General features: G+C 69.0%; 17 protein-coding genes. 6 read left to right on the forward strand and 11 right to left on the reverse strand.

Annotated features, from left to right (window positions below; translation table 11 throughout):
- Positions 1–83: 83 nt before the first annotated feature.
- From glgP to ACYR7D_RS11185, 3 genes are all read left to right on the forward strand, one after another.
- Entirely contained in the window at positions 84–2,621 is a 2,538-nt protein-coding gene (gene glgP / locus ACYR7D_RS11175) for an alpha-glucan family phosphorylase (RefSeq protein ID WP_459549532.1), read from the forward strand.
- A gap of 290 nt (positions 2,622–2,911) precedes the next feature.
- Positions 2,912–4,273, forward strand: a complete 1,362-nt coding sequence (locus ACYR7D_RS11180; RefSeq protein ID WP_459549533.1) for an NCS2 family permease — start codon at positions 2,912–2,914, stop codon at positions 4,271–4,273.
- Positions 4,274–4,371: 98 nt separating this feature from the next.
- Positions 4,372–4,914, forward strand: coding sequence for a DoxX family protein (locus ACYR7D_RS11185; RefSeq protein ID WP_459549534.1), 543 nt, complete (start codon positions 4,372–4,374; stop codon positions 4,912–4,914).
- A gap of 85 nt (positions 4,915–4,999) precedes the next feature.
- Here the strand turns inward: ACYR7D_RS11185 and ACYR7D_RS11190 are convergent, their stop codons facing one another.
- On the reverse strand, positions 5,000–7,048 hold the full coding sequence (locus ACYR7D_RS11190) for an ATP-dependent DNA helicase (protein ID WP_459549535.1): 2,049 nt from the start codon (positions 7,046–7,048) through the stop codon (positions 5,000–5,002).
- Positions 7,049–7,183: 135 nt separating this feature from the next.
- Between ACYR7D_RS11190 and ACYR7D_RS11195 the strand changes: the two genes are divergently transcribed.
- The 3 genes from ACYR7D_RS11195 (at position 7,184) to ACYR7D_RS11205 (ending at position 9,030) form a co-directional block, all read left to right on the forward strand.
- On the forward strand, positions 7,184–8,059 hold the full coding sequence (locus ACYR7D_RS11195; RefSeq protein ID WP_459549536.1) for an oxidoreductase: 876 nt from the start codon (positions 7,184–7,186) through the stop codon (positions 8,057–8,059).
- 75 nt (positions 8,060–8,134) lie between these two features.
- The gene (locus ACYR7D_RS11200) at positions 8,135–8,665 is read left to right on the forward strand and encodes a transcriptional regulator (protein WP_459549537.1); all 531 of its coding nucleotides are present in this window, start codon (positions 8,135–8,137) and stop codon (positions 8,663–8,665) included.
- Positions 8,662–9,030 (forward strand): DUF3817 domain-containing protein, encoded by a 369-nt coding sequence (locus ACYR7D_RS11205; protein WP_459549538.1) that lies wholly within the window; start codon positions 8,662–8,664, stop codon positions 9,028–9,030. The genes ACYR7D_RS11200 and ACYR7D_RS11205 overlap by 4 nt, the downstream gene beginning before the upstream one ends.
- A gap of 15 nt (positions 9,031–9,045) precedes the next feature.
- Here ACYR7D_RS11205 and rdgB read toward each other — a convergent pair whose 3' ends face one another.
- The 10 genes from rdgB to clpS form a co-directional block, all read right to left on the reverse strand.
- Positions 9,046–9,654, reverse strand: a complete 609-nt coding sequence (rdgB, locus tag ACYR7D_RS11210) for an RdgB/HAM1 family non-canonical purine NTP pyrophosphatase (RefSeq protein ID WP_459549539.1) — start codon at positions 9,652–9,654, stop codon at positions 9,046–9,048.
- Positions 9,654–10,427, reverse strand: coding sequence for a ribonuclease PH (rph, locus tag ACYR7D_RS11215; protein ID WP_459549540.1), 774 nt, complete (start codon positions 10,425–10,427; stop codon positions 9,654–9,656). The genes rdgB and rph overlap by 1 nt, the downstream gene beginning before the upstream one ends.
- 43 nt (positions 10,428–10,470) lie before the next feature.
- The gene (locus ACYR7D_RS11220) at positions 10,471–11,235 is read right to left on the reverse strand and encodes a cyclic nucleotide-degrading phosphodiesterase (protein WP_459549541.1); all 765 of its coding nucleotides are present in this window, start codon (positions 11,233–11,235) and stop codon (positions 10,471–10,473) included.
- A 69-nt stretch (positions 11,236–11,304) separates the two neighbouring features.
- Positions 11,305–12,009: a rhomboid family intramembrane serine protease gene (locus ACYR7D_RS11225; protein ID WP_459549542.1), complete on the reverse strand. Its 705-nt coding sequence runs from the start codon at positions 12,007–12,009 to the stop codon at positions 11,305–11,307.
- Positions 12,010–12,086: 77 nt separating this feature from the next.
- Positions 12,087–13,049, reverse strand: a complete 963-nt coding sequence (locus tag ACYR7D_RS11230; protein WP_459549543.1) for a PLP-dependent cysteine synthase family protein — start codon at positions 13,047–13,049, stop codon at positions 12,087–12,089.
- Between the two features lie 7 nt (positions 13,050–13,056).
- On the reverse strand, positions 13,057–13,332 hold the full coding sequence (locus ACYR7D_RS11235; protein ID WP_459549544.1) for a MoaD/ThiS family protein: 276 nt from the start codon (positions 13,330–13,332) through the stop codon (positions 13,057–13,059).
- A gap of 49 nt (positions 13,333–13,381) precedes the next feature.
- The gene (locus ACYR7D_RS11240) at positions 13,382–13,804 is read right to left on the reverse strand and encodes a M67 family metallopeptidase (RefSeq protein ID WP_459549545.1); all 423 of its coding nucleotides are present in this window, start codon (positions 13,802–13,804) and stop codon (positions 13,382–13,384) included.
- 408 nt (positions 13,805–14,212) lie between these two features.
- Positions 14,213–15,274, reverse strand: a complete 1,062-nt coding sequence (locus ACYR7D_RS11245) for a P1 family peptidase (protein ID WP_459549546.1) — start codon at positions 15,272–15,274, stop codon at positions 14,213–14,215.
- Positions 15,271–15,840 (reverse strand): oxidative stress transcriptional regulator AosR, encoded by a 570-nt coding sequence (gene aosR, locus ACYR7D_RS11250; RefSeq protein ID WP_459549547.1) that lies wholly within the window; start codon positions 15,838–15,840, stop codon positions 15,271–15,273. Before aosR ends, ACYR7D_RS11245 begins: the two co-directional genes overlap by 4 nt.
- A 21-nt stretch (positions 15,841–15,861) precedes the next feature.
- Positions 15,862–16,224 (reverse strand): ATP-dependent Clp protease adapter ClpS, encoded by a 363-nt coding sequence (clpS, locus tag ACYR7D_RS11255; protein ID WP_459549548.1) that lies wholly within the window; start codon positions 16,222–16,224, stop codon positions 15,862–15,864.
- Positions 16,225–16,385: the final 161 nt, after the last annotated feature.

Consider the following 16,385-nt stretch of genomic DNA (forward strand, 5'->3'; position numbering starts at 1 on the left):
GGGTTCCCGCCGTGTCGGCCGCAGGTGCCGTCTCCGCCGGGGCCGCCGCGACCCCGTGCCGTCGTCGACATAAGCTCGTCCGGATGAAGGCACTGCGTCGGTTCACCGTCCGCGCCCATCTGCCGGAGCGTCTGGCCGCGCTGGGCGAATTGTCGACGAATCTGCGCTGGTCGTGGCATGGCCCCACCCAGGATGTATTCGCCGCGCTGGACCCGGTGCGATGGCAGGAGATCGGGCACGATCCGGTGCGGATGCTGGGGGAGGTACCGCGGGAGCGGCTGGCGGAGCTCGCGGCCGACGCGCGCTACTGCGCGCGGCTGGATGCGGTGGCGGCGGACCTGCGGGCCTACCTGGAGCAGCCGGTCGCCGATACCGGGGTGCGCGGTATCGCGTATTTCTCGATGGAGTTCGGGGTCACGGAGGTACTGCCCATCTATTCGGGCGGTCTCGGCATCCTGGCCGGCGACCATTTGAAAGCCGCGTCGGATCTGGGCCTGCCGCTGATCGGGGTGGGGTTGCTGTACCGGTCCGGATACTTCCGGCAGTCGCTCACCTCCGACGGGTGGCAGGCCGAGCACTATCCCGCGCCGGATCCGCACGGATTACCGCTGCGGCTGCTGACCGCGGATTCCTCGCCGGTGCTCGTGCATGTGGCGATGCCGGACCGGCGGGTGCTTTCGGCGCGGGTGTGGATCGCCCAGGTGGGCCGGGTGCCGCTGCTGCTGCTGGACTCCGATATCGCGGCCAACGATCCGGATCTGCGGGCGGTGACCGACCGTCTCTACGGCGGGGACCAGGATCATCGGATCGCCCAGGAGATCCTCGCCGGTATCGGCGGGGTACGGGCGGTGCGGGCCTTCACCGCGGCGACCGGCCTCCCGGACCCCGAGGTCTTCCATATGAACGAAGGCCACGCGGGTTTCCTCGGCCTGGAACGGATCCGCGAGTACCTGGCCGCCGGGCACGATTTCGACACCGCGCTGGCGGCGGTGCGGGCCGCGACGGTGTTCACCACCCACACGCCGGTACCGGCCGGGATCGACCGGTTCCCGGTCTCGCTGGTGCACCGGTACTTCGGTGGTTCGTCCGGGGAACCGGAATCGCCGCTGCTGCCGGGGGTCGGGGTGGACCGGATCATCGCGCTGGGCCGGGAGGCCGATCCGTCGGTGTTCAATATGGCGCATATGGGGTTGCGGCTGGCGCAGCGCGCGAACGGTGTATCGCGACTGCACGGGGAGGTGAGCCGGAGCATGTTCGATTCGCTGTGGCCCGGGTTCGACACCGCCGAGGTGCCGATCGGTTCGGTGACCAACGGTGTGCACGCCCCGACCTGGGCGGCTCGGGAATGGGGCGAACTCGCCGAGGCCGCCGACTACCCGGAAGCCTGGGAGTGGATGCGCGATACCGCACCGGAGCGGCTCTGGGTGATCCGTAATACGCTGCGTGCCACCCTGGTCCGGGAGGTGCGTCGCCGGTTGCGCGAGTCGTGGCGGCAGCGCGGCGCCGCCGATGCCGAACTGGGCTGGGTGGATTCGGTTTTCGATCCCGAAGTGCTGACGGTGGGCTTCGCGCGCCGGGTGCCGACCTACAAGCGGCTGACGCTCATGCTGCGGGATCCGCACCGGCTGCGGGATCTGCTGACCGACCCCGAACGTCCGGTGCAGCTGGTGGTCGCCGGTAAGAGCCATCCGGCCGACGAGGGCGGGAAGGCGCTGATCCAGCAGGTCGTGCGTTTCGCCGATGATCCGGCGGTCCGGCACCGCATCGTCTTCCTGCCCGACTACGACATGTCCATGGCCCGCTACCTGTACTGGGGTTGTGATGTGTGGTTGAACAACCCGCTGCGCCCCCTGGAGGCGTGCGGTACCTCGGGGATGAAATCGGCGCTCAACGGCGGGTTGAATCTCTCCATCCGGGACGGTTGGTGGGACGAGATGTTCGACGGGGAGAACGGCTGGGCGATCCCGACGGCCGACGGTGTCGCCGCCGACCGGCGCGACGATCTGGAGGCCGCGGCTCTCTACGAGTTGATGGAGCGGACGGTCGCGCCGCGGTTCTACGACCGGGACGCGCACGGGATACCGGTGCGCTGGGTGGAGATGGTGCGCCATACGCTGCTCACGCTCGGTCCGCGGGTGCCCGCGGACCGGATGGTGCGTGAGTACGCCGAACGGTATTACGCTCCGGCCGCCGCCGCGGCCCGGCGGGTCACCGCGGACGATCTGCGCGGCGCGCGGGAGCTGGCGCGATACCGCGGGCGGGTGGAGGAGGCCTGGTCGCGGGTGCGGGTCGGCCGGGTGGATGCCGCCGGGCTCCCGGATATCCCGGTGGTCGGCGCGCCGCTGGCGCTGACGGCGCGCGTGGACCTGGGCGGGCTGCACCCGGGCGACGTGGTGGTTCAGGCGGTGGTGGGCCGGGTTTGTGTCGAGGACGAGCTGTCCGATACCAGCATCGTGGCCATGTCCCATGCCGGCCGTGAGCATCCGGACTCCACGCTGGATCTGTTCACGGTCGAAACTCCGGTGCCGCTGTCGGGGTCCGTCGGTTATACGGTGCGGGTGCTGCCGGCCCATGAGCTCCTCGCGACCGACGCCGAACTGGGGCTGGTCGCGACCGCCTGAGCGGCCGGGTCCATACAGCGCCGTAACCTCGCCTTCGGCACCCTCGCAGTCCCGCACGCAGCACTTTCGGATACCGTTCCACTGGCGCTGCCGGGCGTCGGACCGGCCGCGTTCCGCGCGGAACGGCGACGGAGGTGCACCGGGCGGCAGCGGCCGCCACCCGGCCCGGGTTCGGTGCGCGCAGGTATCGGGCCGGCGGAGGTGCCCGGCGCTGTCGGACTCCGGTACGTCCCGCGTCCGCGTATGGCCTGCGCTCGGACGTAGGTCACGCCTAGCCGACTGGAGGTCCCATGGCCGCATATCCACTGACCCGCAGGCCGGGGCGGGTCGATACGTACTTCGGAATCGGAATCCACGGTTCGACCGTCGGACGGGAGCTGATGGCGGGAACGGTGACGTTCCTGGCGATGTGCTACGTGCTGGCGGTGAATCCGGCCGTGCTGGGAACCGAGGGGGCTCTGGGCGCGCAGGGCATTCCGACCCAGGCGGTGTTCACCGCCACCGCGGTATCGGCGGTGGTCGGTTCCCTGGTGATGGGGGTGTGGGCGCGGTATCCGATCGCGCTGGCTCCGGGAATGGGGTTGAACGCGTTCTTCGCGTTCTCGGTGGTGCTGGGTATGGGTATCCCGTGGCAGGTGGCGCTGTCGGGGACCTTCCTGTCGGGCGTCATCTTCTTCGTTCTGGCGATCACCCGGATCCGGGAGAAGATCCTCAACGCGATTCCTCTGCAGCTGAAACTGGCGGTGGCCGCGGGCGTGGGCATTTTCGTGGCGTTTCTCGGGTTGAAGAACGCGGGAATCGTGGCGGCCAGCGATACCACCCTGGTGACGCTCGGTGATTTCACCTCGGGTACCACCGCGCTGGCCCTGTTCGGTCTGGTGGTCACCGTGATCTTCCTGGTTCGCGGCTGGCACGGCGCTGTGCTGTACGGCATCGTGCTCACCGCCGGGGTCGGCATGATCGCGGGCCTGGTCGATGTGCCGGACGGGATCGCCGCCCTGCCCAGGGGTCTGGACGAAACCTTCGGGCAGGCGCTGATCCATCTGCCCGACGCGTTCACCGGGCAGATGATCGTGGTGGTGCTGACCATGCTGTTCGTCGATTTCTTCGATGCCTCCGGCACGCTGATCGGAGTCGCGAACCAGGCGGGTCTGCTGAACGACAGGGGCGAGTTGCCGCGTGCGTCGAGCGCCCTGTCCGCCGATGCGGTGGGGACGATGGCGGGGGCGGTGATCGGTACGTCGACCACCACCGCCTATGTGGAATCGACGGCGGGTGTCTCGGCGGGGGGCCGGTCCGGGCTGACCGCGGTGGTGACCGCGGCGTGGTTCGCCGTGGCCATGTTCCTGTATCCGGTCTTCGCGGTGGTGGCGGGCTCTGGTGCGGTGACCGCCGCCGCGCTGATCGTCGTCGGAGTGCTCATGGCCCGTTCGCTCGGCGATATCGACTGGTCGCGGCTGGAGTTCGCGGTGCCCGCCTTCATCACCGTCGTCATGATGCCGCTGACGTACTCGATCGCGAACGGACTGGCCCTGGGGATGATCTTCTATCCGGTGGTGATGGCGGCCCGGGGGCGGTTCCGTGAGGTGCATCCGGTGATGTGGGTGCTGACTCTGGTCTTTCTCGGATATTTCTTCTTCCTCGCGGAATAGCGTGTGCCGCGGTCGGGTTGGTTACGAGCGCAACGACAATCGGACCTCGGTCCGTTTGTTTCCGTGGCTAAACATCTGCATACGAACGAGGGGATCCCATGACCGCCTATTCGACGCTCAACCGCACCGGCAGCTCCCTGACCGGAGACCGGGCACCGGCAGCCGATATCGGACTGCTGATCCTGCGGCTGGTCTTCGGGCTGCTGTTCGCCGCGCACGGCACCCAGAAATTGTTCGGCTGGTTCGGCGGGCCGGGGCTCGCGGCCAACAATGCCGGTTTCGAACAGATGGGCTATCACCCCGGCGCCCTCTTCGGTACGCTCGCCGGACTCAGCGAACTCGTCGGCGGTCTGCTGCTGGCCCTCGGCGCGCTGTCCCCGCTGGGCGCGGCGATCGTGCTGGGCACGGCCATCGTGATCATCAACCAGACCTTCAGCGGTGGCCTGCTCACCGGACAGGGTTACGAAATGGGCCTGCTCTTCGGTGCCGCCGCGGCGGGTCTCGCCTTCACCGGCCCCGGCCGGTTCGCGGTGGACCATCAGCGGCCGTGGGCGCGCGGCGGGCTGGTCTGGGGTATCGCCGCCGTAGTGGCCGCCGTACTGGCCGCGGGCGTCACCTTGATTCTCAAGGGTGTGCTCTAGATATCCCGAGAGCGGGTGATGCCGGTGCCGGGCGAGCCGGGTGACTTCTCTACACCCGGCTCGCCGCCCGGTGGACGAGGGGCCGTCAGACCGTCGCCGCCGCGTCCAAGCGGCGCAGCGCCTTCACCACCACGTCGGGATCGGACGTTTCCCAATAGGGCGGCAGGGACGCCCGCAGGAAACCGCCGTAGCGGGCGGTGGCCAACCGCGGATCGAGAATCGCCACCACGCCGCGATCGTCCACACTGCGCAGCAACCGGCCCGTGCCCTGCGCGAGCAGCAGCGCGGCATGGGTGGCGGCCACGGTGAGGAACCCGTTGCCGCCCTGGGCTTCGACCGCCCGCTGCCGGGCCGTGAGCAGCGGATCGTCCGGCCGGGGGAACGGAATACGGTCCAGGATCACCAGACTCAGGGACGGCCCCGGAACGTCCACCCCCTGCCACAGTGACAGGGTGCCGAACAGTGAGGTCTCCGGATCGTCGGCGAATTTGCGCACCAGCGCACCGGTGGAATCCTCGCCTTGGCACAGGATCGGCGTGTCCAACCGGCTCCGCAAGGTCTCGGTGGCGGCCTTCGCGGCACGCATGGACGAGAACAGGCCGAGGGTGCGTCCGCCCGCGGCCTCGATCAGCCGCTGGATCTCGTCGAGGTATGCGGGTGGCAACCCGTCCCGGCCCGGGGTCGGCAGATGCCGGGCCACATAGAGGATCCCGGATTTCGCGTGATCGAACGGTGAGCCGACGTCGAGTGCGGACCAGCGCACCGTGTCGGCATCACCGGGCGCCTCGGCGCCGTGGGCCATGGCGGGGTCGACGCGGGTACCGGATTGCGCCGGTAGACCCCAGGTACGGGCCAGTCCGTCGAACGAGCCGCCGATCTGCAGGGTCGCCGATGTGAGTACGACGGTGGCCGTGTCGAACAACCGGCTGCGCAGCAGTCCTCCGACGGCCAGCGGTGCCATGCGCAGGGTGCGGCGGGTGACACCGCGGATCTCATCCGCCGACAACCACACCACATCGCGGCGCGCCGCGGGATCGGGTTCGTCGAATGCGGTGAGCGCGCGGACCGCGGTGTCGTGGATTTCCTCCACCGCGGCGACGGCCATGTTGCGGCCGGCCGCGGCTTCCGGATCGGCACCGGGACCGCTGGAACCCTGCGGGTTGAGCGCGGTGCGGGCGTTCCAGGCGGCGTCCCGGACAAGGGCGAGTACCTGGCCGATCCCTTCCGGCAGGGCTTCCCAGCGGCCGGGGCCCAGATCGTCGAGGGCCGTGTGCCAGGCCTCGGCGGCGGCCTCGAGCCGATCGACCTCCTGATCGTCGATCAGTTTGGCGCAGCGCCGGGCGGCGGTACCGATGGCCGTGGCGGACAGTTCGGCGGTGGCCACGCCGGTGACGCGGTCCACGAGTTCGTGCGCCTCGTCGATAACCACCACATCGTGTTCCGGTAGCACCTGTACTCCGCTGATGGCGTCGATGGCCAGCAGGGCGTGGTTGGTGACGACGATATCGGCCTGCGCGGATTCGGCGCGGGCGCGTTCGGCGAAACAGTCCTGGCCGAACGGGCAGCGGGTTTTGCCGAGGCATTCGCGGGAGGACACGCTGACCTGCCGCCATGCCTGATCGGTGACCCCGGGCGTGAGCTCGTCGCGGTCACCGGTTTCGGTATCGGAGGCCCATTCGTTGAGGCGTTTTACCTCGCGGCCCAGCCGGGAGACCGCGAACGCGTCGAACAGTTCCGCTTCGGCGGGCTCGTCCGGAATCGCACCGTTGATCTTGTTCAGGCACAGATAGTTGTTGCGGCCCTTGAGAATCGCGAACTCCGGGGTACGGCCGAGCGGTTCCGTCAGGGCTTGGGCCAGCCGGGGCAGATCGCGGTCCACCAGCTGGCGCTGCAACGCGATGGTCGCGGTGGAGACGACCACGGTCCGGCCGGTACGCACCGCGTGCCGCAGGCCGGGCACCAGATAGGCCAGCGATTTCCCCGTGCCGGTCCCGGCCTGCACCGCCAGATGCTCTTTGGTTTCGATGGCATGGTCCACGGCCGCGGCCATCGTCATCTGACCGGTGCGTTCCTTTCCGCCCAAGGCGGAGACCGCGGATGCCAGCAGGGCCGAGACGGGCGGGAGTTCGGGCACTCGGGCAGCCTACTGGGCCGCACCGACACCGGTGTGAAGGAGTCGCGAATCGGCCGGTTTCCCCTGGGGGCGGTATGTTCCAGGAAGGTCCGGTTCTTACTTCCCCGGGATCTTACTCGGAAGTAAGGTCGGGTCATGGCGTGGAAACCTGATCAGATAACCGACCAGCGGGGGCGTACTTTCGTCGTAACGGGGGCCAACGGTGGTCTCGGGGCCGAAACCACCCAGGTGCTCGCCCGCAAGGGTGCCACCGTGGTGCTGGCCTGCCGCAATGTCGAGAAGGCGCAGCGGGTCGCCGACCGTATCGGCGGCGACCTGCGAGTGCGGCGGCTGGACCTGGCGGATCTGGCCTCGATTCGCGAATTCGCGGAAGCCACCGAGGAATTCGACGTGCTCATCAACAACGCGGGACTGATGAACATACCGTTCTCCCGGACGGTGGACGGTTTCGAAACCCAGTTCGGCGTGAACCATCTGGGGCATTTCGCACTGACCGGGCTCCTGCTCGACCGGATCCGCGACCGGGTGGTGACGCTGGCCAGCATCGCGCACAAACAGACCCCGAAGCTGTGGATCGACGACCTGAACTACCAGAACCGCCGCTACCAGCGGAATCTGGCCTACGCCCAGGCCAAACTCGCCAACCTCATGTTCGCGCGGGAACTACAGCGCCGGCTTGCGGCGGCCGGCTCGGCGAAACGGTCCTACGGGGTACATCCCGGCGTATCGGCGACCGAACTGTTCACCCGCACCGAAACCCCCCTCGACCTGGTGAGCAAACCGGTGATCAAACTGGTCGGGCACGCCCCTGCGAAAGCGGCCCACTCCACCCTGTTCGCGGCGACGGAACCCGATGCCGACCCGCAGACCTACTGGGGCCCGACCCGGCTGTTCCAGTCGCAGGGGCCGGTGGCGGCCTCTCCGTCGACGAAACTGTCCCGGAACACCGAACTGTGGCGGCGCCTGTGGGAGGAATCCGAACGTATGACGGGGATCGCCTACAAGTTCTGACCGGCGGGGATACCGGCTGCCGCGAAGCCCACCTCACACTACGGGTCCCTGTAGTAGACGGGTACCGTGGTAGCCGTGTCCGCAACACCCCGCCGCACCGTGCACCGCCCGGCCCTGGTTCTCCTGGTGGTCGTGCTCGCACTGGCCGCGCTGGCGCTGGGCTGGTGGCAATGGGAGCGATTCTCCTCGGCCAGCGGCACCGCGCAGAACCTCGGGTACGCGCTGCAGTGGCCACTGTTCGCCGGGTTCGCGTTGTTCGCCTACTTCCGCTTCGTACGGCTGGAACAGGAAACCGAGAGCACCGATGACGCCGATCCGGTCGCGGACTCCCCGGCCGGGCCGGATACCGCCGACCGTTCCGGGACGCGGACCTCGGCCGCCGCACGTCCCGGCAGCGGGCTGTTCGGCGGCGGCCGCCGCGCCCCGGTAACGGACGGGCCGCGCGAAATTCCGGCGGGCTTCCTGCCCGAACGGCCGCGCGCCGCCCGCGACGACGATCCGGTGCTCGCCGAATACAACAGCTACCTGGCCCGGCTGAACGCCGAAGACGGCGAGCCGGGCAGCACCGCGGGCGCGGCCCGCGATACCGAGAGGAGCGCGGGTTGACCGCCGGCGACGAAACCACCACCGCACCCGAGGCCCGGCCCGGCCCCGTCACCGGCGACCGGCGGATAGCGGGCGCCCTGCTGCGTTACCGGGTGCTGGCCTGGGTCACCGGGTTGTGGCTGCTCTTCCTCACCGCCGAGATGATCGCCAAGTACGGGTTCGGTGTGGACACCCCGAGCTGGATCGCGGTGGTCCACGGCTGGGCGTACTTCATCTACCTGGTCCTCACCGCCGATCTGGCGGTGAAGGTGCGCTGGCCGCTCGCTCGCACCGTCGGCACGCTGCTCGCGGGTACCGTGCCGCTACTGTCGTTCTTCGTCGAGCATCGCAACACTCAGCAGGTCAAACGGGATTTCGGGGTCTGAGCCGTACCAGCCCGGTCAGCCCGCCAGCGCGGCGAGCGCGGGCAGCAGCTGAGCGAGGGCGCGACCACGATGCGAGGCGCCGTCCTTCTGCGCCGGGGTGAGCTGAGCCGCGCTGAGCTCACCACCGTCGGGATGGAACAGCGGGTCGTAGCCGAAGCCGCCGTCGCCCTGCGGGGCACGGCCGATGGTGCCCGGCCATTCCCCACGCACCACGATCTCGGCCCCGGCCGGAACCACCAACGCGCAGGCCGAGACGAAGCGCGCGCCGCGGCGCTCGTCGGGAACATCGGCGAGCTGAGCGAGCAGCAGCTCGTTGTTGGCGGCATCGTCACCGTGGCGGCCGGACCAGCGTGCCGACAACACACCCGGCATACCGTTGAGCGCGTCCACGGCGATCCCGGAATCGTCGGCCACACACGGCAGGCGGGTGGCCCGGGCGCCGTCGCGCGCCTTGGCCAGTGCGTTCTCCTCGAAAGTCGCCCCGGTCTCCGGTGCCTCGGGATATTCGGGCACATCGTCGAGGCCGACGATCTCCACACCCGTCACCTCGGCCTCGGCCAGGATCCGGCGCAACTCGGTCAACTTCTTGGTATTGCGGCTGGCGAGCAGGACCCGGCGGCTCATCACTTCCTCTTCGTGGGTTCGGGCGGCTCCGGCAGCACGCCTGGATAGGGAAGGGCGAGTGCTTCCTTCTGCACGGCGAACAGCCGCTCACAACCGGCCAGTGCCGAATCGAGCAGTTTGTCGAGAGTGGAACGGGGGAAAGTCGCGCCCTCCCCGGTGCCCTGGATCTCCACCAGAGTGCCGGTATCGGTGGCGACCACGTTCATATCGACCTCGGCGCGCGAATCCTCCTCATAAGGCAGGTCGAGCCGGACCCGGCCGTCGACCACACCGACGCTCACCGCGGCGATGGCACACGAGATGGGCTGCGGATCGGCCAGCGCCCCGGCGGCGCCGAGATAGGTGACGGCATCGGCCAGCGCCACGTACGCACCGGTGATGGCGGCGGTGCGGGTGCCGCCGTCGGCCTGCAGCACATCGCAGTCGACGGCGATCGTGTTCTCCCCGATGGCGGCCAGGTCGATACAGGCACGCAACGAACGCCCGACCAACCGGCTGATCTCCTGGGTCCGCCCGCCGACCTTCCCCTTGACCGATTCCCGGCCGCTGCGGGTATGGGTGGCGGCCGGCAGCATGGCGTACTCGGCGGTCAGCCAGCCGAGCCCGGAATCGCGCCGCCACGGCGGCACACCCTCGGTGACGCTCGCCGTGCACATCACCCGGGTCTGTCCGAACTCGACCAGCACGGAGCCGGCCGGATGGGTGGTGAACCCTCGGGTTATCCGTACCTCGCGGAGCTCGTCGTCCGCCCTGCCATCGGCTCGTCTCGACACGGGCCCAGCGTAATGGGGGACCTGTGCCGGGAGAAGGCTGGGGCTACAGGTCGAAGACCTCGCCGGGGGCCACCGCGTGCACCGGGCCGGTGAACGCGGCCTTGGCCTCGGCGATGACATCCTCACGGGAAGTCCACGGCGGGATATGGGTGAGCAGCAGTTCCTTGACACCCGCGGCGGTGGCGATCCGGCCTGCCTCCGTACCCGAAAGGTGGATGCCCTCGGGGCGATTCGCCGGATCGTGGGTCCACGAGGCCTCGGCCATCAGGACATCCGCGCCCTCGGCCAGCTCGCGGACGGCCGAGCACATCGCGGTATCCCCGGTGTAGACGAAGGTGCGGCCCGCCGCGGTGACGATACGCAGGCCGTAGGACTCCGGCGGGTGGAACATCCGCCGGGCGGTGATGGTGTGGCCGGGACCGAAGGACACGGTCTCCCCCTCCGACCAGGGGCGGAAGTCGATCACATCGGACCAGTCGTCGCATTCGCCGCCGATCTCGGCCGACGCGTTACCGATACGTACCGGCGCGTCGGACGGACCGCGGACGATCGCCTGCCCGGACGGTGGGATGGGGTGGTAGCGCCGCCACACCAGCAGGCCGGGCAGATCCAGGCAGTGATCGGCGTGCAGGTGGGTGAGGAAGACCGAAACCTCGCCCGGGTCGGCGTATCGCTGTAGCGCCCCCAGGACGCCGGGCCCGAAATCGATGACGACCGGCGACATATCCGGACCGGTGAGCAGATAACCCGACGCTGGGGAATCCGGGCCGGACACACTGCCCGAACACCCGAGGACGGTGAGGCGCATGTCCCCATGCTGCCACGAGCTTTCCCGATTCAAGACCGCATCCCCCGAAAATACGAGCCGCGTCCGTGGTCACCGGGGTGAGACGACCGGCCCGGTGCGGAGCTGACGGCGTTGTCGACGTTCATCACTGGAGAGTACCCACCCGGCGAAGAGTCCACCCATGGCGCCGAAAAGGTGGCCCTGCCAGGAGATTCCGTCCTGGCCCGGGAGTACGCCCCACAGCACCGAACCGTACAGGGCGAGCAGCACCAGGCCGAGCACGATCTGACCGAGCTGCCGGGCGAACCAACCACGGCAGACGAGATAGGTAAGCCAGCCGAAGATCAGGGAGGACGCGCCGATGTGCACGGTGTAGGCACCGCCGGTGAGCCAGGTGCCCACTCCGGCCACGACCCAGATGATCGCGGTGGCGGCCAGACCGCGGCGGATACCGGTGGCCAGGGTCAGGAAGCCCAGGATCAGTACCGGCAGGGTGTTGCCGAGCAGATGGTCCCAGCCGCCGTGCAGCATCGGGGCGAACAGGATGCCGTCCAGGCCGTCGATATCACGAGGCTGGATTCCGGCGGACCGATCGATATCGAAGGCGATGAGCGCGTCCACGATCTCGATCAGATACAGCAGGATCAGGAACGTGACGGTCAGCACACCGGCCCGGGCCCACGTGCGCCGCGTGGTGCCGAACCGGCCGGGCCCGGCCGGGCCACCGGATTGCGGGCGCAGCGCGGCGATACGGTCGGGATCGAACGAAGCGCCCAGCGGTGTGTCACCGGTCATGGTGATCTCCTCCTCGCACGCCCCACTGCTGTCGGCGTGCTGCCTTCGAGGGTACTGGGCGCACCGACGAACACATCTCAGGCCCAGAGTTGGCCGTCGAGGCGCTCCTCGGCTTCCTCCAAGGTGCCGTCGTAGGCGCCGGTGGACAGGTATTTCCAGCCGCCGTCGGCTACGACGAAGGCGATATCGGCGCGGATATCGGCGGCCACCGCTTTCCGGGCCACTCCGAGCGCCGCGTGCAGGATGGCGCCGGTGGAGATACCGGCGAAGATCCCTTCCTCCAGCACCAGCTCACGGGTCCGGCGCACCGCGTCGTAGGGGCCCACGGAGAAGCGGCTGGTGAGCACCGATTCGTCGTACAGCTCGGGGATGAAACCCTCGTCGATGTTGCGCAGGCCGTAGACCAGCTCGCCGTAGCGGGGTTCGGCCGCGACGATTTCGATTCCCGGCACCTTCTCGCGCAGGAACCGCCCCGTCCCCATCAGGGTGCCGGTGGTGCCGAGACCGGCGACGAAATGAGTGATCTCGGGCAGGTCCGCCAGAAGTTCCGGGCCCGTCGTCTCGTAGTGCGCGAGCGCGTTGGCCGGGTTGCCGTACTGGTACAGCATCACCCAGTCGGGGTTCGCCGCGGCGATCTCCTTGGCCCGGGCGACCGCCTGGTTCGAGCCACCGGCCGCCGGCGAATCGATGATCTCGGCCCCGAACATGGTGAGCAGCTGTCGCCGCTCCACCGAGGTGTTCTCCGGCATTACGCAGACCAGGCGGTAACCCTTGAGTTTCGCCGCCATGGCCAGTGAGATACCGGTGTTGCCGCTGGTGGGCTCCAGAATGGTGCACCCTGGGGTCAGCAGGCCGTCGGCCTCGGCCTGCTCGATCATCCGCAACGCCGGGCGGTCCTTGATGGACCCGGTGGGGTTGCGGTCCTCGAGTTTGGCCCACAGCCGCACCGGCCGCTCACCCTCCCACCGCGGGGAGAGGTGACGCAGGCCGACCAGCGGTGTGTTACCGAGGGTCGCGATCAGCGAATCGTAACGTGCCACGGATCCGTCAGACCCCGCCCGCGACGGCCGGCAGAATCGTCACCGTCGAGCCCTCGTCCACAGTGGTCTCCAGCCCGCCGGAGAACCGTACGTCCTCGTCGTCGACATAGATATTGACGTAGCGGTTCAGTTTGCCGTCCTTGAGCAGCCGCTCCGCCAGACCCGGATGGCTGGCTTCCAGGTCGTCGATGACGGCGGCGAGCGTGGACCCCTTGGCCTCGACGCGCTTCTCGCCCCCGGTGTGGGTGCGCATGATCGTCGGGATGGACACGGTGACCGGCATGGGTGCTCCTCGCTGTGTTGTCGGACCGGTTATCGGAAAAATACGGCGGTCAGGCGGTTTCGTAGGTGGCGACGATCCGCACCGGCTCTTCGGTGACCTCCCCGTCCACGATGCGGTAACTGCGCAGTTCGTGCCGTTCGGGATCGCGGGTGGAGATCAGTACGTAGTGCGCGCCGGGTTCGGAGGCGTAGGAGATATCGGTACGGCTGGGATAGGCCTCGGTCGCGGTATGTGAGTGATAGATCACCACCGGTTCCTCGTCGGCGTCGTCCATGGCCCGCCACACCTTCAGCTGTTCCCCCGAATCGAACCGGTAGAAGGTCGGGGACCGTTCCGCGTTCATCATCGCGACGAAACGTTCGGGACGGTCGGAGCCCTCGGGCCCGGCGATGATGCCGCAGGCTTCGTCGGGATGGTCGGCACGGGCGTGCGCGACCATCGAATCCACGAGGTCGGCCCTGATCACGAGCACAATCGAACCCTTCCACGCAGCGTCTCGGCCATCGCCGACCCATCACAGCCGACAACCGCCGAGGATATTCGCCTATTCCCGGTACCCCTACGCCGGGGCGAGCTGTGTTTGTTTGCGGCGCCTGCGGCGCCGCGGGGTTGAGCCCTTTTGGCGTCGTGCTTCAGCCCGCGAGACTCGCGCCTGCGGCGCATGCGCTTCGCGGGCTGAAGCACGACGCGGGCTCAACCCTTTGTGGGCCTCGCAAGCCTCGGCGCTGGGTGGTTGCGCCGGGATGCGGACCACCTGGTTCCGAGGTCGGAGCTGCCGGAGTCCGGACTGCGGGGTGTTCCCGTGTGGGGAGCGCATACGGGTGGCTTCCCTGGCCGAGATACCAGGGGGCCCCGAACCCGCGCGCCGTAGGCGCGCCGATCAAACAGAGAAGAGGTCGCTGTAGGCGGGGATACCCGCCACCGAGACCGCCGAGAGTACGGCGTCGACGACCGCCCGTTCCACGCAGACCGCCGCCGCCGTGCAGAGCTCGTCGACCAGCGGTAGGTCGGCGGGGAACGCTGTCGGCATCGTCGGGACCGGGGGTGGGGTCGCGGTGCCGGTGGCCAGGGCGAAGAAAGTATCGCCGTCGAGCGGTGAATGTGCCGGTCGCACCGCGCGGGCCAGGCCGTCGTGCGCGACGGTGGCCAGGCGGCGGCAGGCCACCGTGTCCAGTGCGGCGTCGGTGGCCACCACACCGATGGTGGTGTTCAGGACGGTGCTCTTGGCCGGGAGTGCGTTCGCGGTGACCAGCTGTTCGGCGGTGGCGGGGCGCAGACCGGTGGATTCGGGGCCGTCGGTCCCGGTTCCCCACGGCAGTCCGGTGCGCGGGTCGAACACCGAACCGACCGGGTTCGCGACGACCAGCGCGCCCACCGTGACACCGGCGGCGACGCCCTCGGTGAACCGGATGCTCGCACTGCCGATACCGCCCTTGAGCGCGCCGGCGCGGGCGCCCGTCCCGGCCCCCACACAGCCGCGCAGGAAATCGGGGCCGGCGGCTTCCGCGGCGTGGTAACCGAATTCGGCGGTCGGGCGGGTGTACCAGTCTCCGACGGCCAGATCGAAGATCACCGCGGCGGGCACGATGGGCACCACCTGTTCCGGGTCCTCGGGGGACATGGGCAGGCCCTCGCCGTGTTCTTCCAGCCAGCGCATCACCCCGTCCGCGGCGGCGAGACCGTAGGCGCTGCCGCCGGCGAGCAGGATCGCGTGCACCTGCCGCACCGTGTTCGCGGGATCGAGCAGATCGGTTTCCCGGGTACCGGGCCCGCCGCCGCGCACGTCCACCGCGGCGGTCGCGCCGCCCGGTGCCCGGACAACCGTGCAGCCGGTGGCGGCGCCGGAACCTGTCGTCGCGTCCGGATCGAGCACATGGTGGTGACCGACCAGCAGCCCGGCGATATCGGTGAGGGCGTTACGCGGCCCGGGTACGCCGGTCACGGGGCCATCGCCTGGAGGAGGGAGTCCTGCATCCAGGTCAGCCAGTGGTAGACGTCCAGGTGCGGGGCTCGGGGGTCCTCGGGCGGGAACTGTTCGGGGGTGTCGGCGTCGATTTCCAGGACCACACCCAGAGCCAGCCGCACATCGGTGAGGGCGGTGAGCCAGGCGTCGGCCTCCTCCGGGGTGATGGCGATCTTGCCGCCCTCTTCCGGAACGGTTCGCAGGACCACCTCGGCCGCCGCCAGTTTCTCGTCGATGATCTCCGGCTCGTGCAGGCCGCGCAGCGCGCTGTTCAGGCCGGCGCGGTCGGCGTCGGGTGAGCCGGGCTCGGCGCGGTGGAAATCGGGCAGTAACCGGGCCAGCCGCGGATCGTCCGGCGGGAGGGTGTTGCCGCTGCGCAGTCCGGTGAGCGTGGCGAGCTCGTCCTCGGGCGCCGAGGCCGCACGTTCACCCAGTAGACCCGATACGGCCCCTATCAGCGAGCGCAGCACGCTCGCTTCGCGCGCGTCCATTTCCGACCGCAGCTTGAGACCGCTCAGTGAGTTCTTCCGGCTCCATTTACGCACGTCGCTACGGTAACCGTCCGATCAGTCGTCTCGTTGCATGGTCGCCCACAGTCCGGCCGCGTGCAGCCGCCGGACATCCTGTTCCATCTTGTCTCGTGACCCCGACGAGACCACGGCTCTACCCTCGTTGTGCACCTTGAGCATCAGCTCGGTCGCCTTGGCTTTGCTGTAGCCGAAAAGCTTCTGGAAGATGTAGGCGACGTAGTGCATGAGGTTGACCGGATCGTCCCAGACGACGGTGACCCACGGCCGGTCCTCCGCCTCCAAGATCTCGGTGTACTCCACGGCCTCGGGAGTCGCCTGTGCCGCCGACAACGTGGCGCCGGGGACGCCGGCGCGGACCTCTGTCGTCCGGGAGCGGGGTGCTGTGTTGCACAAGGCCATGAAACCAAGGGTACGACTCGCGGAGTAATTCACAACACCCGGAGCAGGAACAATACCTCCCCGGTACACCGCCCGGATACGCCGGTGAAAAGGGAAAACGCTGCTGGGAGACCGTGCGGTGGCCGTGCGCGCCGGTGACGCCCCGGTCCGGTGGCGACCCT

Source organism: Nocardia sp. X0981 (assembly GCF_977089955.1).